The 25,845-nt window shown below is 64.0% G+C and carries 22 protein-coding genes; 16 read left to right on the top strand and 6 right to left on the bottom strand.

Annotation, left to right across the window (positions count from 1 at the left end):
- The first annotated feature begins 1 nt into the window (after position 1).
- The 6 genes from EL335_RS10740 (at position 2) to EL335_RS10715 (ending at position 6,788) form a co-directional block, all read left to right on the top strand.
- The gene (locus EL335_RS10740; protein WP_284155340.1) at positions 2–1,834 is read left to right on the top strand and encodes an acetolactate synthase 3 catalytic subunit; all 1,833 of its coding nucleotides are present in this window, start codon (positions 2–4) and stop codon (positions 1,832–1,834) included.
- A gap of 3 nt (positions 1,835–1,837) precedes the next feature.
- Positions 1,838–2,329 carry an acetolactate synthase small subunit gene (gene ilvN, locus EL335_RS10735; protein WP_126446788.1) on the top strand — a complete coding sequence of 164 codons (492 nt, stop codon included), beginning with the start codon at positions 1,838–1,840 and terminating at the stop codon, positions 2,327–2,329.
- A gap of 202 nt (positions 2,330–2,531) precedes the next feature.
- On the top strand, positions 2,532–3,548 hold the full coding sequence (gene ilvC, locus EL335_RS10730) for a ketol-acid reductoisomerase (RefSeq protein ID WP_126446786.1): 1,017 nt from the start codon (positions 2,532–2,534) through the stop codon (positions 3,546–3,548).
- Complete coding sequence (locus EL335_RS10725; RefSeq protein ID WP_126446784.1) at positions 3,549–4,196, top strand: phosphatidylserine decarboxylase; 648 nt, start codon at positions 3,549–3,551, stop codon at positions 4,194–4,196.
- Positions 4,197–4,257: 61 nt separating this feature from the next.
- A complete protein-coding gene (pssA, locus tag EL335_RS10720) occupies positions 4,258–5,028 on the top strand; it encodes a CDP-diacylglycerol--serine O-phosphatidyltransferase (RefSeq protein ID WP_126446783.1) in 771 nt (256 codons plus the stop codon).
- A 221-nt stretch (positions 5,029–5,249) separates the two neighbouring features.
- Entirely contained in the window at positions 5,250–6,788 is a 1,539-nt protein-coding gene (locus tag EL335_RS10715) for a 2-isopropylmalate synthase (RefSeq protein WP_126446781.1), read from the top strand.
- On the opposite strand, the gene EL335_RS10710 is transcribed toward EL335_RS10715, so the two are convergent.
- Entirely contained in the window at positions 6,772–7,179 is a 408-nt protein-coding gene (locus EL335_RS10710; protein WP_126446779.1) for a DUF2069 domain-containing protein, read from the bottom strand. The genes EL335_RS10715 and EL335_RS10710 overlap by 17 nt on opposite strands.
- Before the next feature lie 34 nt (positions 7,180–7,213).
- Here EL335_RS10710 and EL335_RS10705 point away from each other — a divergent pair, with 34 nt between their 5' ends.
- The 3 genes from EL335_RS10705 to grxD all read left to right on the top strand — a co-directional run bounded on the left by EL335_RS10705 (position 7,214) and on the right by grxD (position 8,955).
- Entirely contained in the window at positions 7,214–8,035 is an 822-nt protein-coding gene (locus EL335_RS10705; RefSeq protein ID WP_172600085.1) for a YihY family inner membrane protein, read from the top strand.
- Between the two features lie 24 nt (positions 8,036–8,059).
- Complete coding sequence (locus EL335_RS10700) at positions 8,060–8,563, top strand: thioredoxin family protein (RefSeq protein ID WP_126446775.1); 504 nt, start codon at positions 8,060–8,062, stop codon at positions 8,561–8,563.
- Between the two features lie 71 nt (positions 8,564–8,634).
- On the top strand, positions 8,635–8,955 hold the full coding sequence (grxD, locus tag EL335_RS10695) for a Grx4 family monothiol glutaredoxin (RefSeq protein WP_126446773.1): 321 nt from the start codon (positions 8,635–8,637) through the stop codon (positions 8,953–8,955).
- 3 nt (positions 8,956–8,958) lie between these two features.
- Here the strand turns inward: grxD and EL335_RS10690 are convergent, their stop codons facing one another.
- Positions 8,959–9,735, bottom strand: a complete 777-nt coding sequence (locus tag EL335_RS10690) for a fructosamine kinase family protein (RefSeq protein ID WP_126446771.1) — start codon at positions 9,733–9,735, stop codon at positions 8,959–8,961.
- Positions 9,732–11,117 (bottom strand): argininosuccinate lyase, encoded by a 1,386-nt coding sequence (gene argH / locus EL335_RS10685; RefSeq protein WP_126446768.1) that lies wholly within the window; start codon positions 11,115–11,117, stop codon positions 9,732–9,734. The genes EL335_RS10690 and argH overlap by 4 nt, the downstream gene beginning before the upstream one ends.
- Positions 11,118–11,292: 175 nt before the next feature.
- Here argH and EL335_RS10680 point away from each other — a divergent pair, with 175 nt between their 5' ends.
- From EL335_RS10680 to EL335_RS10670, 3 genes are all read left to right on the top strand, one after another.
- The gene (locus tag EL335_RS10680) at positions 11,293–12,294 is read left to right on the top strand and encodes a sensor histidine kinase (protein WP_126446766.1); all 1,002 of its coding nucleotides are present in this window, start codon (positions 11,293–11,295) and stop codon (positions 12,292–12,294) included.
- On the top strand, positions 12,291–13,049 hold the full coding sequence (locus tag EL335_RS10675; RefSeq protein WP_126446764.1) for a LytR/AlgR family response regulator transcription factor: 759 nt from the start codon (positions 12,291–12,293) through the stop codon (positions 13,047–13,049). The genes EL335_RS10680 and EL335_RS10675 overlap by 4 nt, the downstream gene beginning before the upstream one ends.
- Positions 13,050–13,120: 71 nt before the next feature.
- Positions 13,121–16,567, top strand: coding sequence for a pyruvate carboxylase (locus EL335_RS10670; protein ID WP_126446762.1), 3,447 nt, complete (start codon positions 13,121–13,123; stop codon positions 16,565–16,567).
- Between the two features lie 86 nt (positions 16,568–16,653).
- Here the strand turns inward: EL335_RS10670 and ppc are convergent, their stop codons facing one another.
- On the bottom strand, positions 16,654–19,443 hold the full coding sequence (ppc, locus tag EL335_RS10665; RefSeq protein WP_431306252.1) for a phosphoenolpyruvate carboxylase: 2,790 nt from the start codon (positions 19,441–19,443) through the stop codon (positions 16,654–16,656).
- Here ppc and hemC point away from each other — a divergent pair.
- From hemC to EL335_RS10645, 4 genes are all read left to right on the top strand, one after another.
- Positions 19,431–20,399: a hydroxymethylbilane synthase gene (gene hemC / locus EL335_RS10660; RefSeq protein ID WP_431306267.1), complete on the top strand. Its 969-nt coding sequence runs from the start codon at positions 19,431–19,433 to the stop codon at positions 20,397–20,399. The two genes, ppc and hemC, sit on opposite strands and share 13 nt — an antisense overlap.
- A 76-nt stretch (positions 20,400–20,475) precedes the next feature.
- Complete coding sequence (locus EL335_RS10655) at positions 20,476–21,318, top strand: uroporphyrinogen-III synthase (RefSeq protein WP_126446758.1); 843 nt, start codon at positions 20,476–20,478, stop codon at positions 21,316–21,318.
- Complete coding sequence (locus EL335_RS10650) at positions 21,315–22,433, top strand: uroporphyrinogen-III C-methyltransferase (RefSeq protein WP_126446756.1); 1,119 nt, start codon at positions 21,315–21,317, stop codon at positions 22,431–22,433. Before EL335_RS10655 ends, EL335_RS10650 begins: the two co-directional genes overlap by 4 nt.
- Before the next feature lie 7 nt (positions 22,434–22,440).
- Positions 22,441–23,691, top strand: coding sequence for a heme biosynthesis HemY N-terminal domain-containing protein (locus EL335_RS10645; protein WP_126446754.1), 1,251 nt, complete (start codon positions 22,441–22,443; stop codon positions 23,689–23,691).
- Here EL335_RS10645 and hemF read toward each other — a convergent pair.
- Both hemF and purD read right to left on the bottom strand, forming a co-directional pair.
- Complete coding sequence (hemF, locus tag EL335_RS10640; protein WP_126446752.1) at positions 23,646–24,551, bottom strand: oxygen-dependent coproporphyrinogen oxidase; 906 nt, start codon at positions 24,549–24,551, stop codon at positions 23,646–23,648. The two genes, EL335_RS10645 and hemF, sit on opposite strands and share 46 nt — an antisense overlap.
- A gap of 25 nt (positions 24,552–24,576) precedes the next feature.
- Positions 24,577–25,845, bottom strand: a complete 1,269-nt coding sequence (gene purD / locus EL335_RS10635) for a phosphoribosylamine--glycine ligase (RefSeq protein ID WP_126446750.1) — start codon at positions 25,843–25,845, stop codon at positions 24,577–24,579.

The raw sequence follows: 25,845 nt of genomic DNA, 5'->3' as shown, positions 1-25,845 counted from the left end.
GATGAAGCCGAATCGTGACTGGAAAAATGAATGTGGCGGCCCGGGAAGCCTTGACCACGCCTATTGCTGTCAAGTATCGTTGCGCGTTTCGGACGCATTGCCCGACAACGATGGAACGAAGAAAATGCAATTGACAGGCGCTGAGATTCTAATCAGGTGCCTCCAGGAAGAAAAGGTCGACTACGTGTTCGGCTACCCTGGCGGCTCGGTGTTGTTCATTTACGACGAACTGTTCAAGCAGGATCAGGTCAAGCACGTGCTGGTGCGCCACGAGCAGGCGGCCGTGCATGCTGCCGATGGCTATTCCCGTTCGTCTGACAAGGTGGGAGTTTGTCTGGTCACTTCCGGTCCTGGCGTGACCAATGCCGTGACCGGCATCGCCACGGCCTATATGGATTCGATCCCGCTGGTGATCCTCACCGGGCAGGTGCCGACTGCCTACATCGGTCAGGATGCGTTTCAGGAAGCGGATACGGTGGGCATCACCCGCCCGTGCGTCAAACACAATTTCCTCGTCAAAGACGTCAAGGATCTCGCCGCCACGATCAAGAAGGCCTTCTATCTCGCCAAGAGCGGCCGTCCCGGCCCGGTGCTGGTCGACATCCCAAAGGACATCACGATCCAGAAGACCGAGTTCCACTATCCGAAGACCGTCTCGATGCGCTCCTACAACCCGGTGGTGAAGGGGCATACCGGTCAGATCAAGAAGGCGGTCCAGTTGTTGCTGGAGGCGAAGCGGCCGATGATCTACACCGGCGGCGGGGTGATCCTCTCGAACGCCGCCGAGAAGCTGACCAAACTCACCCACATGCTCGGTTTCCCGATCACCCAGACGCTGATGGGGCTGGGCGGTTATCCGGCCACCGACCGTCAGTTCCTCGGCATGCTGGGCATGCACGGCACCTATGAAGCCAACATGGCGATGCAGGAATGCGATGTGCTGCTGGCGATCGGCGCACGCTTCGATGATCGCGTGATCGGCAATCCGGAGCATTTCGCGCGCAACCCGCGCAAGATCATCCACGTCGATATCGATCCGTCGTCGATCTCGAAGCGCGTCAAGGTCGATGTGCCGATCGTCGGCAACGTGCCGGACGTGATCGACGAGATCATCCGCCAGCTGGAAGCCAGCGAAGGCAAGCCCGATGCCAAGCATCTCGCCGCCTGGTGGAAACAAATCGAAGCCTGGCGCGGCAAGCACTGCCTCAAATACAAGATGGGCAATGATTTGATCATGCCGCAATACGTCGTCGAGAAACTCTACGAGGTGACCGGCGGCGATGCCTTCGTCACTTCCGATGTCGGCCAGCATCAGATGTGGGCGGCGCAGTATTACAAATTCGACAAGCCACGGCGCTGGATCAATTCCGGCGGCTTGGGCACGATGGGTTTCGGCCTGCCGGCGGCGATGGGCGTGCGTTTCGCCAACCCTGAGGCCACCGTCGCCTGCATCACCGGCGAAGGCTCGATCCAGATGAACATCCAGGAGCTGTCGACCTGCAAGCAGTTCCATCTGCCGATCAAGATCCTCTGCCTCAACAACGGTTATCTCGGCATGGTGCGCCAGTGGCAGCAGATGTTCCACGGCAACCGCTATGCCGAATCCTATGTCGATGCGCTGCCGGACTTCGTCAAGCTCGCCGAGGCCTATGGCCATGTCGGCCTGCGCATCACCAAGCCGGCCGACGTCGAACCGGCGCTCAAGGAAGCCTTCGTCAAGCACAAGAACCAGCTGGTGTTCCTCGACTTCCTGACCGACAAGACCGCCAACGTGTTCCCGATGGTCGCGGCCGGCAAGGGGTTGTCCGAAATGATCCTGGCCGAGGAGCTGTGAAAGATGCGCCATATCATCTCCATCCTGATCGAAAACGAATCCGGGGCCCTGTCGCGCGTCTCCGGCCTGTTCTCGGCACGCGGCTACAACATCGATTCGCTGACCGTCGCGCCGACCGAGGATCCATCGCTGTCACGCATGACCATCGTCAGCATTGGTTCCGACGACATCATCGAACAGATCACCAAGCAGCTCAACAAGCTGATCGACGTCGTCAAGGTGGTCGATCTGTCCGAGGCGCCGCACATCGAACGCGAGCTGATGCTCGTCAAGGTGCGTGCCACCGGCAAGGACCGCGAAGAGATGAAGCGCGTCGCCGATATCTTCCGCGGCCATATCATCGACGTCACCGAATCTTCCTATGTCATCGAGCTCACCGGCGACGGCGCCAAGCTCGATGCCTTCCTCAACGCCATCGACCGCTCGTTGATCCTCGAAACCGTGCGCACCGGTGTTTGCGGCATCGGCCGTGGCGACCGCATTCTCAAAGTCTGAACTCGTCAAACGCGCATGGTCGCCACACCCACCCGCGAAGGCATGAAAACCCCATGCGCAAAAATAAACGCCCGCCCTCCCCCAGCCCCTCCCTCGCGGGAGGGGAGACTTCGTGCGCGGCTTCGCCGCGAAGCTCGACTACAGTCGAGGAAGCCAGTGCTGGCACACTTATTGCTCCATATTTCACGTTAAAGGAAAAGCCATGAAAGTCTATTACGACAAGGATGCCGACCTCTCCCTGATCAAGGGCAAGAAGGTCACGATCGTCGGCTACGGCTCGCAAGGCCATGCCCATGCACAGAACCTCAAGGACTCCGGCGTCAAGGTCACGGTCGGCTTGCGCAAGGGCGGCGCCTCCTGGGCCAAGGCCGAGAAGGCGGGGCTCAAGGTCGAGGAGATCGCCAAAGCGGTGAAGGGCGCCGACGTCGTCATGATGCTGCTGCCCGACGAGACCATTCCGTCCGTCTATTACGCCGACGTCGAGCCGAACCTGAAGAAAGGTGCCGCGCTTGCTTTCGCCCACGGTTTCAACATCCACTACAACCAGGTCGTGCCGCGCGATGACATCGACGTGATCATGATCGCCCCGAAAGGGCCCGGCCACACGGTGCGTTCCGAATACCTGCGCGGCGGCGGCGTGCCCTCGTTGATCGCGGTGTATCAGGACAAGAGCGGCAAGGCGAAGGACATCGCGCTCTCCTATGCCGCGGCCAACGGCGGCACCAAGGGCGGTGTGATCGAGACCACCTTCCGCGAAGAGACCGAGACCGACCTGTTCGGCGAGCAGGCGGTGCTGTGCGGGGGGCTGGTCGAGCTGATCAAGGCCGGCTTCGAGACGCTCACCGAAGCCGGGTATGCACCCGAAATGGCCTACTTCGAGTGCCTGCACGAAGTGAAACTGATCGTCGATCTGATCTTCGAAGGCGGCATCGCCAACATGAACTACTCGATCTCGAACAATGCCGAATTCGGCGAGTATGTCACCGGCCCGAAGGTCATCGGTCCCGAGGCGCGCGCGGCGATGAAGGAAGCGCTGCGCAACATCCAGAATGGCGATTATGCCAAGCAGTTCATCCTCGAAGGCAAGACCGGCTATCCGGCAATGACCGCACGCCGTCGACTCATCGCTGCGCATCCGATCGAGCAGGTGGGGGCGCAGTTGCGTGACATGATGCCGTGGATCAAGGCCAGGGCCCTGGTGGATAAGTCCAAGAACTAAGTGCAGCACTATCCGCACCCCATCATCGCCAGGGAAGGCTGGCCCTTCCTTGGCGCGGCCATCGCTTTGGCGTTGCTGGTGACCTTCGGTGGCGCGCCGTTCGTCTGGTCCGTGCCGTTCTGGCTGGTCGCGCTGTTCGTCTTGCAGTTCTTCCGCGATCCGCCGCGCGCGGTGCCTGGCGATGCGAAGAGCGTGCTGTCTCCGGCCGATGGTCGCATCGTCGCGATCGAGCCGGTGACGGACCCGTGGCTTCGCCGCGAGGCGCTGAAGGTCAGCGTGTTCATGAATGTCTTCAACGTCCATTCGAATCGCAGTCCGATCGATGGCGAAGTCGTGAACCGCTGGTATCACCCGGGCAAGTTTTTGAATGCCGATCTCGACAAGGCCTCGACGGAAAACGAGCGCAATGCCCTGCATCTGCGCAGCCTCGATGGCCAGGACATCACCTGCGTGCAGGTGGCCGGCCTGATCGCACGGCGCATCCTCTGTTACGTCGAACCGGGCGACAAACTCGTGCGCGGCCAGCGCTACGGCTTCATCCGCTTCGGCTCGCGCGTCGATCTCTATTTGCCGAAGGGGGTGCAGGTGAAAGTCGTCGTGGGCGAAAAGGTCCGCGCCACGACGACGATCCTTGCCCTTCTCCCGTAATCCCTCTTCGCAAGCGGCGCGCGGTTACAATTGAGCGCATCTACCCAGCCGTTGCGCGCCCATGCCCGATTTTCGCCGTCCCCGCAAAACCATGTTCAATCCGGAACTGCGCCGGCGCGGAATCTACATTCTGCCGAACCTGTTCACCACTGCGGCGCTATTTTCCGGTTTCTATGCGATCGTCCAGGCGATGAACGGCAAGTTCGAGATCGCCGCGGTGGCGATCTTCGTCGCCATGGTCTTCGATGGTCTCGATGGCCGCGTCGCCCGGCTGACGCACACGCAAAGCGCTTTCGGGGCCGAATACGATTCGCTTTCCGACATGGTCTCCTTCGGTGCTGCGCCGGCATTGGTGGTGTATGAATGGGCGCTCAAAGACCTCGGCAAGCTGGGCTGGATCGCTGCCTTCATCTACTGCGTCGGCGCGGCATTGCGCCTGGCGCGCTTCAACACCAACCTCGAAGTCGTCGACAAACGCTGGTTCCAGGGCCTGCCGAGCCCGGCGGCCGCGGCGCTGGTGGCAGGGCTGGTCTGGGTGCTGATCGACAATGATTGGAGTGGCCAGGAGGCGCGTTGGTATGCCTGTGCCCTGACCATTTTTGCCGGCGTCACGATGGTGACGAACCTGCGCTACTACTCGGGCAAGAACATCAATCTGCGCAGGAGCGTGCCGTTCATCATCGTCGTCGCCGTGGCGCTCGGTTTCGCACTGGTTTCGAGTTACCCGCCGGGCGTACTATTCGCGCTGTTTCTGGCCTATGCATTGTCCGGCTACGTCATCGCCGCGGTCGATTGGTTCGCTAGGCGCAAAAAACTTGCGCCGGGCGAATAGTTTGTTATAGTTGCGCCATGACCGCGACGACGTTTGATTTGGCTTCCGCCCTCCTCACGCTGACCGCCTTGGCGGCGGTGAGTGCGTCGCTCGCCACCAAGCTGCGCCCGCTGCTGCGCCGCGGGCGCTGAACATTCCTTTCCCCACAATTCGAATTTCGCTACCCGCGCCGTCAGGGCGGCGGGTCGTCATGAACGTCGGACATTCCTGCGGAGAATGCAATGAGCAAACCACAGCTGATCATTTTCGATACCACCTTGCGCGACGGCGAGCAGAGCCCGGGCGCAGCGATGACGCGCGAGGAGAAACTGCGCATCGCCCGCCAATTGGAACGGATGCGTGTCGATGTCATCGAAGCGGGTTTCGCGGCGGCGAGCCCCGGGGATTTCGAGGCGATCCACGCGATCGCCGAAGCGATCAAGGAGTCGACGGTCTGCTCGTTGGCGCGTGCCAACGAAAAAGACGTGCGCCGCGCCGGCGAAGCGATCCGGCCGGCTGCGCGCGGGCGCATCCACACCTTCATCGCCACTTCGCCGATCCACATGGAGAAGAAGCTGCGTATGAAGCCCGACGAGGTCGTCGCGGCGGCGGTGCAGGCCGTCAAGTGGGCGCGCGAGTACACCGATGACGTCGAATTCTCCGCCGAGGATGCGGTGCGTTCGGACTTCGATTTTCTATGTCGCGTTTTCGACGCGGTGATCAAGGCCGGCGCCAAGACCATCAACGTTCCGGACACCGTCGGCTACAGTATCCCGGCCGAATGGGGCGCACGCATGCGCGCGCTGATCGAGAATGTGCCGGATGCCGACAAGGTGATCTGGTCGACGCACTGCCATAATGACCTGGGCTTGGCCGTTGCCAATTCGCTCGCCGCGGTGCAAAACGGCGCACGCCAAGTCGAATGCACGCTCAACGGGCTGGGTGAGCGTGCCGGCAATGCCGCGCTCGAAGAGGTGGTGATGGCGGTGAAAACGCGCAAGGACCTGTTCCCGGTCGAAACGCGCATCGACACGACGCAGATCGTCGCCGCTTCGCGTCTCGTCTCGCAGATCACCGGCTATGTCGTGCAGCCGAACAAGGCCATCGTTGGCGCGAATGCCTTCGCGCATGAATCGGGCATCCATCAGGACGGCGTACTCAAGCACCGCGAAACTTACGAGATCATGCGCGCCGAGGACGTCGGCTGGCATGCCAACCGCATCTCGCTTGGCAAGCTGTCGGGACGCAACGCCTTCCGCACCAAGCTCGCCGAACTCGGCATCCAGCTCGACAGCGAGGAGGCGCTGAATGCCGCATTCGCGCGTTTCAAGGAGCTCGCCGACAAGAAGCGCGAGATCTTCGACGAAGATCTGCACGCGATCGTCTCCGACGAGATGGTCACGCCGGAGGTCGAGCATTACAAGCTGGTTTCCTTCCGTTTCCATTCCGAAACCGGTGAACAGCCACTGGCCGAGCTGACACTTTCCGTCGGCGGGATCGAGCAGCACGCCCAGGCGACCGGCAGCGGGCCGGTGGATGCCACCTTCCGCGCGATCGAATCGGTGGCAAATAGCGGCGCCGAGCTGCTGCTCTATTCGGTGAATGCGATCACCACCGGCACCGATGCCCAGGGTGAGGTGACCGTGCGCTTGGCGAAGGAAGGCCGCATCGTCAATGGCCAGGGGGCGGATACCGACATCATCGTCGCGTCGGCGAAAGCCTATCTGAACGCCCTCAACAAGCTTCACGCCAGGGCCGAGCGTCTCAATCCGCAGCTGTGATGGCGGCTGGGGCTCGGGAAACTGCCGTCAGGCGTGCAAAGGCCAGCACCGTGGCGAAAAACGTGGCGGCAAGCAGCGTCTCGGCGGCAGCCAGGGCGCGGCTTGCCCCGCCATCGGTCAGCAGCCGCGTTACCCCCTCCAGCAAATAGGCCAGGATCAGCAGACTCGCTGCCTGGTAGCTGCGCCGCCGGCCGTGCAAGATGCCGAACAGCGGCAGCAGCAACGGCAGCGCCTTCAGCGCAAGCCAGGAACCGCCGGGGCGCAATGGGGCGAGCCACAGCTCCCAGGCAAGGCAAAGCGCGATCAATGCGATCAGGCTGGCGCTGGCGATCAGGGTCAGACGATGGAGACGGCGAAACTCGGCGCTGGCAGGACGGCACGAAGCGGCCATGAATGGTGCCCCTTTATTACAATCATCGCATTATATGGTGCTCATCCCCGTTCGCCTGCTGATCAACGTCGTCAAGCGTTTCAACGCCGAGCATTACGCCCAGACGGCAGCGGCGCTGTCGTTTGCGACGCTGCTCGGTCTGGTGCCGATGGTCGTGGTCGGTGCCTCGCTGATCGAAATGTTGCCCTTCGGCATCAAGCTCACCCGCGCGCTCGAACAATTCCTGCTCTCTACGCTGCTGCCCGAAAAAGCCGGCAAGGTGATCGCCGCATACCTGGGGGAATTCGCCCAGCGCGCCAATCGCGTGACCTGGATCGGACTGACGACACTGGCGGCAACAGCCCTGCTGCAGATGCTGACCATCGAGCGCAGCTTTGCCGCGATCTGGAAGGTGAGCAAGCCACGGCCCTTGCTCAAGCGACTTGGGCTGCACCTGTTGACGTTGTTGCTCGGCCCGCTGGCATTCGGCAGTGCGCTGGCGAGCATCACTTATCTGGCGACGGTTTCCTTCGGCTGGGTCGATGAGCCGCGCTGGCTGCGGCTGGCTTTTTCCCAAATCGTGCCGCTGGTGTTTCTCGCCGTATTGCTCGGGCTCATCTACTGGGCCTTGCCCAACCGGCCGGTGGCGCGCTCGCATGCCGCATTCGCCGGTGCGCTGACGGCACTCGCCTTCGTTGGCATGCAGCGGCTGTTTGCCCTCTACATCGTCAAGCTGCCGACCTATACGCTGATCTACGGGGCTTTCTCGGCAATCCCGATCTTTCTGCTCTGGCTGTATCTTTCCTGGACCGTGATCCTCGTCGGCGCGCTCATCACCGCCGAATTGCCCTTGGCGCTAAGGACGAAATCCCGGTAAAGTTTTTCGCAAGGAGGAGGTGCAATGAGATTTCTGCTGCGTTGGGTCGCTTTCTGTTTCTTGACTTTGTCTTTCGCCCATGCCGCGCTGGGCGATGACTTTTTCGATACGACGCTGGGCGACTTTGCCGCCGAGCTGAAGACGGCGCAGGCGCAGGGCAAGCAAGGCATCCTGCTGGTGCTGGAAGCCGAGGGCTGTCCGTTCTGCAAGCGCATGCGCGAGCAGATCATGAGCCGGGCCGAGGTGCGCGAGTATTTCCATCGGCATTTCAACGTGTTCAGCCTCGATGTCAACGGCAGCATTCCGGTGACGACCCCGGAGGGAAAAGAGATGACGGAAAAGGCTTTTGCCCGCAACCTCGAATTCAAGGGCACGCCGACTTTCGTTTTCTTTGCCGCCGATGGGCGGGAAATGGCGCGCCATACCGGCGCGATGCGCGATGCAGAAACCTTCCTCGCGCTGGGCCGATACGTCGCTGAAGGACACTGGCAGCGAATGAGCTTCGAGCAATTCCACAGGTCACGCTGATGGCTTGACCGGTATCAGCCGCCCCACTAAAATTTCCCGAGTAAAAACATCAACCATTCGAGGAAACCGAGATGAACAAGGCACAGATTCACGAACTCGTCACCCAACATCCCGTCGTGCTGTTCATGAAAGGCACGAAGCAGTTTCCGCGCTGCGGTTTTTCCGGCCGCGCCGCGGAAATCCTCAAGCGCTGCAACGTCGATTTCGTCGATGTCAATGTGCTCGCCGAAGCCGACACCGTGCCGGAACTGCGCGAGTATGCCGACTGGCCGACCATTCCGGTGCTCTACATCCGCGGCGAATTCATCGGTGGCTGCGACATCATGACCGAGATGTACCAAGCCGGCGAGCTGCAGGCCAAGCTTGGGGATTTGATGAGGCAGCCTGCCTGATCGTCAGCCGCGCAGCTCGGCGAGCAATCGCTCGATCATGCGCCGCGCCTGGTTCAGGTAGGCCGCGCCGAACAGGTTGAAGTGGTTGAGGATGTGATACAGGTTGTAGAGCGTTTTGCGCGTCTCGAAGCCTGGATCGAGCGGCCAGGCAGTTCGATAGGACGCATAGAACGCCTCGGGAAAGCCGCCGAAGAGCTCCGCCATCGCGAGATCGGTCTCGCGGTCGCCCCGATAGACGGCTGGATCGAAGATGACCGGCGTCCCATCCGGTAACTGACCGGCGTTGCCGGCCCAAAGGTCGCCATGCAGCAGGCAGGGCTGCGGCCGGTAGTCGAGGAAAAAGGCACCGACGCCCTCGATCAGCCGCTCGCCTTGGGAAACCACTGCGCGCGGCATGCCGTTGGCCTGGGCGCGCTCCAGCTGCGGCCGCAGGCGTTCGGCGGCGAAGAAGCTCGCCCAACTCTGATGCGACTGGTTCGATTGCGGCGAGTCGCCGATGAAGTTGTCGCGCGGCCAGCCAAAAAGGGCGTCATCTCGATGGCCGGTGTGCCAGTGCATTTCGGCGAGCTGCTCGCCGAGCCGGGCGCCGGATTGCGGCGACAGCGCTCCGAGCTCGAGGTATTCCAGCTCGATCCAGGCGCTGCCGTTCGCATCGATGCCGGTGCCGAAGACCTCGGGAACGCGTACCGTTTGCGTGGCGCGCAAGGCAGCGAGACCCTCGACCTCGGCCTCGAACATCGCCAGCCGATCTGCCGTGCCGGTCTTTCTGAAACGCCTCATCGAAGGGAGTTGCGCACGCGTTCGATGGCAGCTTTTACTTGTTCCGGTGCGGTGCCGCCGAGATGATTGCGCGCGGCCAGCGAGCCGGAGATGGTCAACACGCTGAAGACGTCTTCGTCGATGAGGGGTGAAAAACTCTGCAACTCGGCCAGCGGCAGGTCAGAGAGATCGCAGCCGCGCGCTTCTGCGGCGCGCACCGCACGTGCGACGGCTTCATGCGCATCGCGGAAGGGCAGACCCTTCTTGACGAGATAGTCGGCCAGATCGGTCGCCGTGGCAAAGCCCTGATCGAGCGCCGCGGCCATCGCCTCCGCTTTGACGCGGATGCCGGACACGAGATCGGCGAAGATCGTCAGCGTGTCGATGAGCGTGTCGGCGGTGTCGAACAATGGTTCCTTGTCTTCCTGGTTGTCCTTGTTGTAGGCGAGCGGCTGAGCCTTCATCAGTGTCAAAAGCCCCATCAGGTGGCCGAAGACACGGCCGCTCTTGCCCCGCGCGAGCTCCGGCACGTCCGGATTCTTCTTCTGCGGCATGATCGAAGAGCCGGTGCAGAAACGGTCGGCCAGATCGATGAAGCCGATCATCGGGTTCATCCAGAGGATCAGTTCCTCAGAGAAGCGTGAGACGTGCATCATCGTCAACGATGCGGCGGCACAGAATTCGATCGCGAAGTCACGGTCGGAGACGGCATCGAGCGAGTTGGCACAGACGCCGTCGAAGCCGAGTTCCTTGGCGACGAATTCACGGTCGATCGGGAAGGTGGTGCCGGCGAGCGCCGCCGCGCCGAGCGGCAGGCGGTTGACCCGCCTGCGGCAGTCGGCGAAGCGTTCGCGGTCGCGGGAAAACATCTCGACGTAGGCCATCAGGTGATGGCCGAAGGTGACCGGTTGGGCCACCTGCAGATGGGTGAAGCCGGGCATGGGCGTAGCCAGGTGCGTCTCGGCCAGATCGAGCAGCGCACGCATCAGTGCGCTAAGCCGTGCATCGGTCGTGTCGATCGCATCGCGTAGCCAAAGGCGGATGTCGGTGGCCACCTGGTCATTGCGCGAGCGGCCGGTGTGCAGCCTTTTCCCCGCATCGCCAATGAGCTGGGTGAGGCGTTTCTCGATGTTGAGATGCACATCCTCGTCATCGAGATTCCAGACGAATTCGCCGCGCTCGATCTCGCCATTGATCTGGGCCAGGCCGCGTTCGATTGCAGCGAGGTCTTGCCCGGAAATGATCTTCTGGCGCGCCAGCATTTTCGCATGGGCGAGCGAGCCCCGGATGTCCTGGGCGGCCATGCGCCGATCGAAAAAGACCGAGGCGGTGTAACGTTTGACGAGGTCGGCGACGGGTTCGCTAAAACGCCCCGACCAGATCTTGGCGGAACTGTCTGACATAATGAAGAGGGAGAATGTCTGTAACAGGCTGTTGAAAAACTACTGCGGTGGGCCATCTGCGGCGTTGCTCGGTGCTCGCTCCCTCGCCTATCTTATTGATATGTCTCGGTCGCTGCGCACCAAACGCCTTGCATCTGGCCATCCTCGTGACGTTTTTCAACGGCCTGGTAAAGTTATGAGTATACCCTCGTCGCCCATTGCTTCCGTCGTGCCGGATTTTTCCAACCAAGGCATCTGGTTGCGGCTCCTGTTGGCGGGAAACGGGCTGCTGCTGCTGTTGGCGCTGGCGCGCAACCGAGATCTGGCGCGGCTTGGTGACGAGCTGCTCGAGCTTTCCGCACTCGCCGAGCCGGCGCTGCTCACCACGCTGGCCGGGCTGTTCCCGCTCGCCTCGTGGCTACGACGCCAACCGCTGCCGTGGGCATTCGCTGTGGTGGTCGGCTGGGCGGCGGCTGCGTTTGCGGGGATCGATTTCCTGTTGGCGACGGCCTTCGGCGGCGCACCCGGCTGGCGCGCGCCGCTTGCCGGCGGTCTTGGCGCGATGCTGCTGCTGGCTGGCTTCAAGCTTCGCGCCCAGGCCCAGACGCCGGCACTGGCCGAAGCGCGGCTGGCGGCGCTCAATGCCCGGATCCGTCCGCATTTCCTGTTCAACAGCCTGAATGCGATCCTCGGCGTGATGCGCGACGATCCGCGCCGCGCGGAGACCGCCCTCGAAGAACTCGCCGAGCTGTTCCGCGTGCTGTTGCGCGACAATCGCGCGCTGGTGCCGCTTTCGGAAGAGATCGCCTTGGCGCGCAAGTATCTCGCGCTCGAAAAGCTGCGGCTCGGCGAGCGCCTCAAGGTGCGTTGGGAAATGGACGACTACCCGCCCGAATTGCTCGCGCCGCCTTTGCTGTTGCAGCCATTGCTGGAGAACGCCGTCTATCACGGCGTCGAAATGGTTACCGAGCCCGGCGAAATCGTCGTGCGCATCCGTGCCAGCCGCGACGGCGTGCATATCGAAATCGACAATCCGCTGGCGGCATCCAGCGCACAGCGTCCCGGCAACCGCATGGCGCTGGACAACCTGCGCGAGCGGCTGATGCTGTTTTACGATCTCGAGGCACGTCTCGAAACCGGCGAGCACGACGGCCGTTATCGGGTGCGCGTCGAACTGCCGCGGCGGGAGAGCGCATGAACGCGCTACCGCGCATCCTGCTCGTCGATGACGAGGCGCCGGCACGGCAGCGCTTGCGCCATCTCCTCGAGGACATCGCGCCGCAGTTCCCGCATTGCATCGTCGGCGAAGCCGGCGACGGCCTGGCTGCGCTGGAGGTGCTGGCGCAGCGGCCTGCCGACATCGTGCTGGCCGACATCCGCATGCCGCGCATGGACGGCATCGAGCTGGCGCAACAGCTGGCGGGGCAGCCTATGTCACCGGCGATCGTCTTCGTCACGGCGTACGACGAATTCGCCCTCAAGGCCTTCGAGCTCTCAGCCGCCGATTATCTACTCAAGCCGGTGCGGGCACCACGCCTGCTCGATGCCCTACGGAAGGCTCGCCGTCTGCTGCCCAATGACGCCCTGCTCAAGAATCTCGCCCCCACGGCCCGCGCCCGGTTGCGGGTGCTTGAGCGTGGCCGGGTGATGCTCGTTCCGGTCGATGAAATCCTTTACCTGCGTGCCGACCAGAAATACGTCGCGGCATGCACCGCAGAGCGCGAGTATCTGCTCGAGGAATCGCTCACCCATCTGGAAACCGAGTTCGCGGCGCGCTTCGTACGTATCCACCGCAACTGTCTCGTCGCCATCGATGCAGTCGCCGGCGCGGCACGCGTCGCTGACGACGCACATGGCGAGGCGCACTGGGTGCTGACCTTGAAAGGCGTGGCCGAACGTCTGCCGGTGAGCCGCCGACAGTGGCCGCACGTCAAAGAGCGGCTCGGGTTGTGAAAGTCCGCGGCGTGCTTGCTGCAATGCAATATTAGAATCGTGGTCATTTCGCTTCATCCGCGCTTCCCATCATGAAAAAAATCCGCAGCCTCCTGGTCGCCAACCGTTCCGAGATCGCGATTCGCATCCTGCGCGCCGCGAGCGAGCTGGGCATCCGCACCGTCGCCATTTTCTCGAACGAGGACCGCTTCGCCCTGCACCGTTTCAAGGCCGACGAGTCCTACCTCGTCGGCGCGGGCAAGAAACCGGTCGACGCCTATCTCGACATCGCCGACATCATTCGCATCGCCAAAGAAGCGCATGTCGATGCGATCCACCCTGGTTACGGCTTCCTCTCCGAAAACCCGGATTTTGCCGAGGCTTGCGCGCGCGCCGGCATCGTCTTCATCGGCCCGCAGCCCGAAGTGATGCGCCTGTTGGGCAACAAGGTCTCGGCACGTGCGCTCGCCGAACGGGCCGGTGTGCCGGTGGTGCCGGCCACCGGGGCGCTACCGCGTGATCTGGACGAAACGAAGCGGCTCGCCGCCAGCGTCGGCTACCCACTGATGCTCAAGGCGAGCTGGGGCGGCGGCGGACGTGGCATGCGTATCGTCGCGACCGAGGCCGATCTCGGCCCGGCGATGGAGGTCGCGCGCCGCGAGGCCGCTGCCGCCTTTGGCAACGACGAGGTGTATCTGGAAAAACTGGTGCGCCGCGCGCGCCATGTCGAGGTGCAGGTGATCGGCGACAGCTACGGCAATCTGGTGCACCTCTATGAGCGTGACTGCTCGGTGCAGCGGCGCAACCAGAAGGTGGTGGAGCGCGCACCGGCACCGTATCTCTCCGAAGCGCGGCGTGCCGAACTGTGCGCGGCGGCGCTCAAGCTCGCCAAAGCGGCGAACTACACGCATGCCGGCACGGTCGAGTTCCTGATGGATGCCGACACCGACCAGTTTTACTTCATCGAGGTCAATCCGCGCATCCAGGTCGAGCACACCGTCACCGAACAGGTCACCGGCGTCGATATCGTCAAGGCGCAGATCCGCATCTCCGAAGGCGCGCGGATCGGCGACGAGGATTCCTACGTGCCGCGGCAGGAGGAGGTGAAGCTAAACGGGCATGCCCTGCAGTGCCGCATCACCACCGAGGATCCAGAAAACGGTTTTACGCCCGACTATGGACGCATCGCCGCCTATCGCAGTCCGGCCGGCTTCGGCATCCGGCTCGACGGCGGCACGGCCTATACCGGCGCGGTGATCACGCCGTACTACGACTCGCTGCTCGTCAAGGTCACCGCCTGGGGACATACGCCGGAGGAGGCGGCGCGCCGCATGGACCGCGCGCTGCGCGAATTTCGCGTTCGCGGGCTCGCCACCAATCTGCTGTTCCTCGAAAACGTCATCGGCCATCCGCTCTTCCTCGCTGGCGAATGCACGACGCGTTTCATCGACGAGACGCCGGAACTGTTCAAATTCCGCAAGCGCCGCGATCGCGCCACGAGACTTTTGAATTTCCTCGGTGACGTGATGGTCAATGGCAACCCAGAAACGAAGGGCCGCACGCTGCCGGCCTTGCCACTGGCGAAGCCCATCAAGCCGGTCGGCGTCGACCTTTCCGCCGCGCCGCAGCTGGGCACGCGCGATTTGTTCAAGCAGCTCGGCGCCGCGAAGTTCGCCGCGTGGATGAAGAACGAAAGACGCGTGCTGCTCACCGACACGACGATGCGCGACGCGCATCAGTCGCTGTTCGCCACCCGCATGCGCACCTTCGACATGGTCGCGATCGCGCCGTATTACGCACGTCTGCTGCCGCAGCTCTTTTCACTCGAATGCTGGGGGGGCGCGACCTTCGACGTGGCGATGCGTTTCTTGAAGGAAGACCCCTGGGAGCGTCTTGCGCGCCTGCGCGAAGCCGTGCCCAACGTGCTGTTGCAGATGCTCTTGCGCGGCGCGAATGCGGTCGGCTACACCAGTTATGCCGACAATGTCGTGCGTTATTTCGTGCAGCAGGCGGCCAAGGCGGGCATCGACGTGTTCCGTGTCTTCGACTCGCTGAACTGGGTCGAGAACATGCGCGTGGCGATGGATGCCGTGCTCGAGACGGGGGCGCTTTGCGAAGCGGCGATCTGCTATACCGGCGACCTGTTCGATGCCAGGCGGCCCAAATACAACCTCGAGTATTACGTCGATCTCGGCAAACAGCTCGAGAAGGCCGGCGCACACATCATCGCGATCAAGGACATGGCGGGCGTGTGCCGACCGCGGGCGGCGCGTGAGTTGGTGCGGGTACTGAAAGAGGAAACCGGCCTGCCGATCCATTTCCATACCCACGATACCAGCGGTATTGCCGCTGCCTCGGTGCTGGCGGCCATCGAGGCCGGCTGCGATGCGGTCGATGGCGCGCTCGACGCGATGAGCGGGCTCACCTCGCAGCCCAACCTCGGCGCCATCGCCGCGGCGCTGGCCGGTAGCGAGCGCGATCCCGGTGTCGATTTCGATGCCATGCAAGCGTTGTCACACTACTGGGAGGGAGTGCGCCGACAATACGCGCCCTTCGAGGCCGACATCCGCGCCGGCACCGCCGATGTTTACCGCCATGAGATGCCCGGCGGCCAATACACCAACCTGCGCGAGCAGGCGCGGGCGATGGGCATCGAGCACCGTTGGGGCGAGGTCGCCCAGGCTTATGCCGACGTCAATCTGCTGTTCGGCGACATCGTCAAGGTCACGCCGACCTCGAAGGTCGTCGGCGACCTGGCCTTGTTCATGGTCGCCAACAATCTCACGGCCGAGGACATCAAAAACCCGGCGCGCGAAATCGCTTTCCCGGATTCGGTGATCGCGCTGATGAAAGGCGAGCTGGGTTTTCCGCCCGACGGTTTTCCGCCGGAGTTGCAGAAAAAGGTGCTGAAAGGCGCAGCGCCGCTCAAGGGACGTGCCGGCGCCCATCTGCCGCCAGTCGATCTCGAAGCCAAGCGTCTCGAAGCCGAAAAAACCTGCGGCCGGCAGATCGACGATTACGAGCTTGCTTCCTATCTGATGTATCCGAAGGTGTTCAAGGACTATGCCGCCCATCACGCCCGCTATGGTGACGTTTCGCTGCTGCCGACGCCGGCCTTCTTCTACGGGCTCGCTGGCACCGAAGAGATCAGTGTCGATCTCGAGCGCGGCAAGAGCCTGATCATCTCGCAGCAGGGTATGGCCGGTCCGGACGAGGAAGGGATGGTCAAGGTGTTCTTCGAATTGAACGGCCAGTCCCGCGTGCTGCGTGTGCCCAAGGCCGGGCTTGCCAATGCGCGTGCCAAGCCCCAGGCGGAAGAGGGCAATCCGAAGCATGTCGGCGCGCCGATGCCCGGCACCATCGTCACCGTCGCCGCTCACGTCGGCCAGAAAGTCACGCGCGGGGATCCGCTCGTTTCGATCGAGGCGATGAAGATGGAGACCATGCTGACGGCCGAGCGCGATGGCGTCGTCAAGGCGGTGCATTGCCGCCACAGCGAGAGCGTCAATGCCAAGGATCTGCTGGTCGAGTTCGAGTGATGGCGAAAGGTGCCGTTTCGTCAGCGCCGACTATTTGCGGGAAATGCCTGAAGACTGACCGCTCCCCAAGCGGGTGCGCTGCGGCCTCAGCCGCTGTTGCGCAGACCCGCGGCGATGCCGTTGATGGTCAGATGGATGCCGCTCTTGACGCGCGCATCCTCGTTTTGTCCGGCGCGGTAACGGCGCAGCAGCTCGACTTGCAGGTGATTGAGCGGATCGATGTAGGGGCGGCGGTTGGCGAGCGAGCGTTTGAGCAATGGATTGCCGTCGAGCAGCTCGCGTTGGCCGGTGATCGCCAGCAGCGCGGCGACGGTTTCCTGCCACTCGGCCTCGATGCGGCCGAAGATCGTCCTGCGCAGGGTTTCGTCGCGCACCAAGCCGGCGTAACGCTCGGCCAGCGCGATGTCGGTCTTGGCGAGCAGCATGTCCATGTTGGAGAGCATGGTGTGGAAGAAACCCCACTCGCGATACATGCGCTGGAGGAGCGGTAGGCCCTGGCCTTCGCGCTTTTCCTGAAAGGCGCGAAAAGCGCTGCCGAAGCCATACCAGCCAGGCAGCATCAGCCGGCATTGCGCCCAGGAGAACACCCAGGGGATTGCCCGCAAATCGGCGATCGCGCGTGTCCGTTTGCGCGCGGCGGGCCGGCTGCCGATGTTGAGCTGCGCGATTTCGCCGATCACGGTCGATTCCCAGAAGTACTCCTCGAAGCCGGGCGTTTCATAGACCAGCGCGCGATAGGCGGCGAAAGCGCTCTCGGCAAGTTCCGCCATCGCGGCAAGGCATTCCGCTTGCGGGTCGTCGTACTCGTGCGGCAACAATGTCGCTTCGAGGGTGGCGGCGACCAGCACTTCGAGATTGCGCCGCCCGAGTTCCGGGTTGGCATATTTCGAGGCGATCACCTCGCCCTGCTCGGTGATGCGGATCGCGCCTTGCACGGCGCCGGCCGGTTGGGCGAGGATCGCCTGGTAGCTGGGGCCGCCGCCGCGGCCGACGGTGCCGCCACGGCCGTGGAACAGGCGCAATTTCACACCGCGCATGCGAAACACCTCGACGAGCGTGATCTCGGCGCGGTAGAGCGCCCAGTTCGACATCAAAAAACCGCCATCCTTGTTGCTGTCGGAATAGCCGAGCATCACTTCCTGGAGCATGCCGCGGCTCTCCAGGAGGCGTCGATAGGCAGGCAGCGAAAAGAGCCGATCCATCACCGCGCCGCAGCGTTCCAGGTCGTCGATGGTCTCGAACAGCGGCACGATATTGACGTCGAGCTCCCCTTCGCGCGGGCGCAGCAGACCGGCTTCCTTGAGCAGCAGCGCCACTTCGAGGATGTCGGAGACGCCTTCGGACTTCGAGATGATGACGTTCTGGATCGCCGCCTTGCCATAGCGGTGCTGCATCTTCCGCGCGGCATGGAAGATCGCCAGTTCGCTCGCGGTCTCCTCGGAATAGGCGAAATAAGGCGAGGCGAGCAGTCGCGGCGTGGCCAGCTCCGCGAGCAGCAGCGCGATCTTGCCCTCTTCGCTGCGGCCGGCATAGTCGGTGCCGGGCCGCGCGGTCTCGAAGAGTTCATGGACGGTGCGCTGATGCACTTCCGAGTTTTGCCGCAGATCGAGCGGCGCGAGATGGAAGCCGAAGATTTCGACGGCGCGCCGCAGCCGGCGCAGGCGGCCGCGCGATAGCAGCTTCGAACGGTTGGCCTGCAGCGAGCGATCGATGACGTCGAGATCGGCGGCGAATTCGCTGCAATCGGCGTAGGGAGGCGCCTCGGCCACCGGATGGCGCAGCGCTTCCATGTAGTCGAGGCCACGGGCGGTGGCGGCCAGCCGTGCGTAGATGCCGATCAGCGCACGCCGGTAAGGCTCGTCGTCACGGTGTGGGTTGCGGTCGGGCGAGGCGGCGGCCAGTCGACGCAGCTCGTCCGAAACATCGACCAGCAGCGCCGAGCTGGAAAGTTCGCCGCCCAAAAGATGCGTCTGTTCGAGATAGAAGGCGAAAGCCTTGCGGCTTTGCGCATTCAGCGCTTTCTCGAGGATTTCGGCGGTGACGAAGGGATTCCCGTCGCGGTCGCCACCGATCCATGAGCCGGGCTTCAGGAAAGCAGGCAGGGGCGATCCGAGCCGATCTTCGATATCGTTGTGCAGGCGCGGCAGGGTGCGCAGGAAGGTGATGTCGTAGAACGAGAGCGCGTTGTTGACCTCGTCCATCACCGTAAGCTTCGCGGTGCGCAGCATGCGCGTCTGCCAGAGGATCAGGATCGCGCGGCGCAAGGACTCCTCGTTCTCGGCGAGTTCCTCCGGTGTCAGCGGCTGACGGTCGCGCGCGTCGAGCAGCCGGGCGATCGTCCATTCGCGATCGAGGATGCTCTTTCTCTGCACCTCGGTGGGATGCGCGGTGAGCACCGGTGAGACGAAGGCGGTGGCGAAAAAGCCGGCGAGCTTGTCTTCGCCGATGCCCAGTGAGGTAGCGCGCGCCATCGCATGAGCGATGCTGCCTGCGCGCGGGGGCGAGCCGGAGAGCCGATGGGCGCGGGCGCGCCGGATGTGGTGCTGGTCCTCGGCGATGTTGGCCAGATGGGAGAAGTAGCTGAAGGCGCGCACGACGAGATTGGTCTGCTCGCGCGTCAGACTGTCGAGCAGGGTTTCGAGCTCGGCCCGGGGCGCTGCCTCACAGCTTCGATGGAGCCGCACCGACAAGGTGCGGATCTTCTCGACGATGGCAAACATCTGATCGCCTTCCTGGTCGCGGATCACCTCGCCGAGCAGCCGCCCGAGCAGGCGGATGTCGGCAATCAGCGGCGCGTCCTTGTCGGCGGGGGTAGATGTCGGGCGAATGCTAGAATTTCCGCCCAACGAAGATTTGGCTGCGGCTGAATCGTTCACGGTTTTTTTCGATCATCGGAAATCAAGTGACCACGCCCCCTGAACGCATCGTTATTGCTACCCGTGAATCGCGCCTGGCCCTGTGGCAGGCGGAACACGTGCGCAGCCTTTTGCTGCAATTATATCCGGCCTGTCACATCGAGATCCTCGGCATGACCACGCGCGGCGACCAGATCCTCGACAAGCCGCTCGCCAAGGTGGGCGGCAAGGGCCTGTTCGTCAAGGAGCTGGAAACCGCGCTCATCGACGGTCGTGCCGATGTCGCCGTGCATTCGATGAAGGACGTGCCGATGGTGCTCGCGCCCGAATTTGCGCTGGTCGCGATCGGTCCCCGCGAGCTGCCTTTGGATGCCTTCGTCTCCAACAAGTTCGAGCGCCTCGAAGACTTGCCGCCGGGCGCGGTGGTCGGCACTTCCAGCCTGCGGCGCGAAGCGCAGTTGCGGGCTCGCTATCCCTATCTTGCGGTCTCGAGCCTGCGCGGCAACCTGGATACGCGTCTGCGCAAGCTCGACGAGGGCCAATACGATGCGATCATCCTCGCTGCCGCCGGCCTTACGCGCCTCGGCTTGGGAACGCGCATCCGCTCGACGATCCCTCCCGATATTTCGCTGCCTGCGGCAGGGCAGGGGGCGTTGGGGATAGAGGCGCTGTCCTCCCGTCCCGAGATTGCCGCCTGGCTGGCACCATTGAACGATCCTGCCACGGCGGCCTGCGTGCGCGCCGAACGGGCCGTGTCGCGCGCGTTGGCCGGTAGCTGCGAAGTGCCGCTCGGCGCCTATGCCGAATTCGACGCTGGCAGGTTGCATTTGACCGGGTTGGTGGCAATCCCCGATGGCACACGCATCGCCCGCGCCGAACGCAGTGGCCCGGCGGCCGATCCGGAAGGCTTGGGTCTTGCGCTCGTCGCCGATCTGCGCGCGCGGGGTGCCGATGAGATCCTCGCCGCCCTGCCGTGAACAACGCAGTGTTTGCGCCGGGCCGCCCCAAGCAAACGCGGCACGCGGCGAAGCCGCAAGCCGCTTCGATAGTTATATGGAGACGCCCGTGATATCGAGCGTAGCGAGCAAGCAGGAACCCCCCAGGAGGGGGGCGAAGGGGGGCGGGCAAAAGTCCGCGCTGGCAGGACGGCACATCGTCGTCACGCGCCCGGCCGGCCAGGCGGCGCATCTGGCCGAGATGCTTAGCGCGCTCGGCGCCCATCCGGTGCTGTTCCCGGTGCTGGCGATCGAGGAGATCGACGATCCGACCCCGATCCTCGACGCGGCGATCCGCCTCGACGGTTACGACTGGGCGGTGTTCGTCAGTCCCAACGCGGTCGACAAGGCGCTCGCCGTGATCCTCGCCGAACGTGCCTGGCCTGCCGGGGTGCGTGTCGCCACCGTCGGTAAGAGCAGCGAACAGGCGCTGGCGGCGCATGGCATCACGAACGTCGTCGCGCCGCAGGAGCGCTTCGATTCCGAGGCATTGCTGGCGCTGCCCGAATTCGCCGCTGTCGCGGGCAAACGCGTGGTCATCTTCCGGGGGGATGGCGGGCGCGATCTGTTTGGCGACGGCTTGAAGGCCCGTGGCGCCACGGTCGATTACGTCACCTGTTACCGCCGCGTCAAACCCGCGCTCGACCCGGCGCCGCTCTTGCGTCTGTGGCAGGAAGGACGGCTCGACGCGATCACCGTGACCAGCAGCGAAGGGCTGCGCAATCTGTGGGAGATGATCGGCAAGCTCGGTCAGAGCTGGCTGAAAAAGACGCCGACTTTCGTGCCCCATGCCCGCATCGCCGAGCAGGCGCGTGCGCTCGGTCTCTCTCATGTCATTCTGACTGGTCCCGCCGACGCGGGATTGCTCGCCGGTTTGACCGACTATTATTCACGCTCATGAACGATCAGACCGAGACCCCCGCTCTCACCTCCCCCCCGCCCGCCGAACGGCAGACGGAACGACGAGCGCAGCAGAAGGTGGGCAGACCCCTGCCGTGGGCGCTGTGGATGGCGCTCATGGCCCTGTTCGGCCTCTTGGCGACCGCATGGTTCGCCTGGCGAGTCGAGCAGCGCGTCGAGGCGACGCGCGCAGAGCTGGCGCGGCGGCTGGCCGAGAGCGATACGCGGCTGGGCGAGGTCCTCGCCAGCGCCCGGGGCAACCGCGAGACGCTCGACGCACTGCAAGCCAAGGTCGGCGCCCTCGAAGCGCAGCTCGCCGAGATGCAGAGCCAGCAGATCGCGCTCGCGGCGATCTATCAGGAACTGTCGAAGAGTCGCGAAGACCGGCTGCTGGCGGAAGTCGAGCAGGCAGTGAGCATCGCTCAACAACAGCTGCAGCTCGCCGGCAACGTCGAGGCGGCGCTGATCGCCCTCTCGGGCGCCGAGGCGCGCCTGGCGCAAAGCGCCCAGCCGCAGTTTGCTCCGCTGCGCAAACTGATCAACCGCGACATCGAGCGCTTGAAGGCGCTGCCCAGCGCCGATGTCACCGGTATCGCGCTCAAGCTCGACGGTCTGATCAATGCGGTGCCGAGCCTGCCACTCGCTTTCGAGCGTCGCCCGGCGCCTGCCGCCAAGGCGGGACACGCTGCGGCAGGCAGTACGCCAGCGCTGCCTGCCGCCGCACCCGGCTGGCAGGGCATGCTGTCGGCGTGGCTGAGTGATGTCTGGCACGAACTGCGCCAGCTGGTGCGCATCGAGCGCATCGACACCCCCGATCCCGGGCTGCTGGCGCCACGTGAGGCGTTCTTCCTGCGCGAGAACCTGCGGCTGCGCCTGCTGTCGGCCCGTCTGGCGCTGCTCGCGCGCAACGCGCATGGCTTCCGCAATGACCTGCAGCAAGCCGCCGCCTGGCTCGATCGATATTTCGATACGCGCGCCCCGGCCGTGCAGGAAGCACTCGCTACGCTACGCGGACTGGAGAAGCTCGACGTGATGAGGGCGCCGGCGGATATCAACGAGACGCTCGCCGCGCTGCGCAATTTCAAGCTGGGTCGCGAGCGCGGCACGGCGAAATGACCCGACGATGCGCACGCTGTTCTGGTTCCTGACTCTGGCGGCGCTGGCGATCGGCGTCGCGCTGCTCGGCCGCCTGACCGACGGCTATGTGCTCTGGGTGTTGCCACCCTGGCGCGTCGAGCTCTCGCTCAATCTGTTCGTCCTGCTGCAGCTTGCCGCGCTGCTGGTGGTCTATCTGCTGCTGCGCCTGATCGTCAATACGCTGCGTCTGCCCGGGATCGTCGCCGCCTACCGGGCGCGGCGCGCCCGTGCCCGCCGGGAACGGACGGCGAGTGACATGCTGCGGCTGTTTTGGGAAGGCCGCTACAGCCAGGTGCTGAAGCTCGCCGAGGAATTCGCCCCCGGCAAAGTCGGTGCACCTGGCCCGGCAGCGGAGCGCGGTGAGGCGGCAACAGCCGGCCTCGTTGCGCTGGTGGCCCTGAAGGCCGCGCATGCGTTGCGCGATCCGGCGCGCATCGTCCGCTGGCAGACACAGGCGGAAGCCCTCGATGGAACAGGCTGGCGTACGGCCCGGCTGATGGCCGAGCTCTCCATCGCCCTGGATGGTCGGGATTTCTCTGCCGCCCATCAGGCGCTCGAACGGCTCACTGCCAAGGAGCGGCGGCAGATTTCGGTACAACGCCTCGCCTTGCGCCTGGCGCAGGAGGAAGGCAACTGGGCGGAGGTGCTGCGCATCTTGCGCCTGCTGGAAAAGCACCATGCGCTCTCCCCCGAGCAGGCGCGCTCGTTGCGCTTGGCGGCTCAGCGTCGCCTGATCGAGGCATGTGCAGACGATCCGGCGCAACTGCTGCGCCACTGGCGCAGCATGACAGCCGATGAACGGCGCGATCAAGAGCTGGCCGTCAAGGCGAGCCGCCTCTTGGCGGCCGCTGGTGCCTGCGCCGAATGCGCCGAGCTCGTCGAAGAATTCCTCGACGAGACCTGGGAACCGGCGTTGATCAGAGACTATGCCGCCTGCCCAGGGGGAGATGTCCTCGGCCGCATCGCCAAATGCGAGAAGTGGCTCGCCGCGCACCCGCGGGATGCCGACTTGCTCCTGGCGCTAGGCCGTCTATGTGTCAGGCATGAGCTGTGGGGCAAGGCGCAAAGCTATCTGGAGGCCGCGCTCGCCGTGCAGCCTAGCTGCGAGGCGCATCTGGAGCTCGCGCGCCTGTTCGATCGCCTGGAACGGGTGGATGAGGCCAATCGACACTATCGTGCCGCGGCAGACTGTCAGGAGGCCGCCAGCCAGTCGCGCGGCGGCAAGAACTCGGTATAGAGCCTTTCCTCGGCCGAGCCGGGCTCTGGGCGCCAGTCGTAGCGCCATTTGACGACGGGCGGCAGCGACATCAGGATCGCCTCACTGCGCCCGCCCGATTGCAGGCCAAAGAGCGTGCCGCGATCCCAGACCAGATTGAATTCGACATAGCGGCCGCGGCGGTAGAGCTGGAAATCGCGCTCCCGCTCGGTGTAGGGCAATGCGCGGCGCCGCTCACAGATCGGCAGATAGGCAGCGAGGAAACTATCGCCGACGCTGCGGGTGAGCGCGAAGCAACGCTCGAATCCGCCTTCGTTCAGATCGTCGAAGAAGATGCCGCCGATGCCGCGCGGCTCGTTGCGGTGCTTGAGAAAGAAATAGTCGTCGCACCATTGCTTGTAACGCGCATGCACTCCGTCGCCGAACGGATCGAGCGCGGCCTTGCAGCTGCGATGGAAATGGACACAGTCTTCTGCAAAGCCGTAATAAGGCGTGAGATCCATGCCGCCGCCGAACCACCAAATGGGCGCTGCGTCGTCTTGCGTCGCGACGAAGCAGCGCACGTTCATGTGGGCGGTCGGGCAGTAGGGGTTACGCGGATGCAGCACCAACGACACCCCCAGCGCTTCCCAGCGGCGGCCGGCGAGCTCGGGACGATGCGCGGTCGCGGAAGCGGGCAGGGTTTTTCCGGTGACGTGGGAAAAATTGACACCGCCGCGCTCGAAGAAATCGCCTTCCTCGATCAGCATCGAGATGCCCCCCCCGCCCTCTTGCCGTGTCCAGCCATCGCGCCGGAACGGACGGCCGTCGAACGCCGCCAACGCGGTGACGATGCGCGCCTGAAGATCGGTGAAGTAGTTGCGCACGGCGACGATGTCCATCAGCGTCTCGAGGGACGATGGCCGGCTAGCGCTTGAGGGCGCGAAATCCTATGTCGCGGCGGAACTGCATGCCTTCGAAACGGATGCCGTCTGCGATCTCATAGGCGCGCTTGTGCGCGAGTTTCACCGTCTCGCCCAGCGCCGTGACGCACAGTACCCGGCCGCCGGCGGTGACGATGTGCCCGTCCTTTTCCGCAGTGCCGGCATGGAACACATGGGCATCCGGCAGCTGGCGCGGCAACCCCGAGATGATGTCGCCCTTTTTCGGCTGGTCGGGATAGCCCGCCGCGGCGAGCACGACGCCGAGCGCCACGCGGCGGTCCCATTCGGCCTCGACCTGATCGAGCCTGCCGTCGATCGCGGCATCCACCAGGTCGGCAAAATCGCTCTTCAGGCGCAGCATGATCGGCTGGGTTTCCGGATCGCCCATGCGGCAGTTGAATTCGAGCACACGAATCGTGCCGTCCGGCCGGATCATCAGACCGGCGTAGAGGAAGCCGGTGTAAAGAAGACCCTCCTGCTCCATGCCGCGTAGGGTAGGCAGGATCACTTCGCGCATCGCGCGGGCATGCACCTCGGGGGTGACGACCGGCGCGGGCGAGTAAGCGCCCATGCCGCCGGTATTGGGGCCTTCGTCGTGGTCCTTGAGACGCTTGTGATCCTGGCTGGTCGCCAGTGGCAGCGCGTGATGGCCATCGGCCATGACGATGAAGCTCGCCTCCTCGCCGTCGAGGAATTCCTCGATGACGACACGATGGCCGGCCTCACCGAGCTGGTTGCCGGCGAGCATCGCATCGATGGCGCGGTGGGCCTCGGCGAGATTCATTGCCACCACCACCCCCTTGCCGGCGGCCAGACCATCGGCCTTGACGACGATCGGTGCGCCTGCCCGATCGACATAGGCATGTGCCGCGGCAGCATCGCTGAAGGTCTGGAATTTCGCCGTCGGGATGCCGTGGCGGGTCATGAACTGCTTGGCGAAATCCTTCGAGCTTTCCAGCCGTGCGGCCGCCTGGGTCGGGCCGAAGATGCGTAAGCCCGCGGCGCGGAAGGCATCGACTAGCCCAGCGGCCAGCGGCGCTTCGGGACCGACGACGGTGGCATGGATGGAATTTTCCCGCGCGAAGCTGACGAGGTCGGCAATCGCCGTGAGCGGCAGGTTTTCCAGTCCGTCCTCATGCGCGGTGCCAGCGTTGCCCGGCGCAACATAGACCTTCTGCACCTTGTCGGACTGCGCCAGCCGCCAGGCCAGTGCATGCTCGCGGCCGCCGGAACCGATGACGAGGAGTTTCAT

It is taken from the genome of Sulfuricystis multivorans (assembly GCF_003966565.1).
GTDB classification, from domain to species: domain Bacteria; phylum Pseudomonadota; class Gammaproteobacteria; order Burkholderiales; family Rhodocyclaceae; genus Sulfuricystis; species Sulfuricystis multivorans.
The sequence above is the reverse complement of the archived record's forward strand: the minus strand, read 5'-3'. Positions and strand labels throughout refer to the sequence as shown.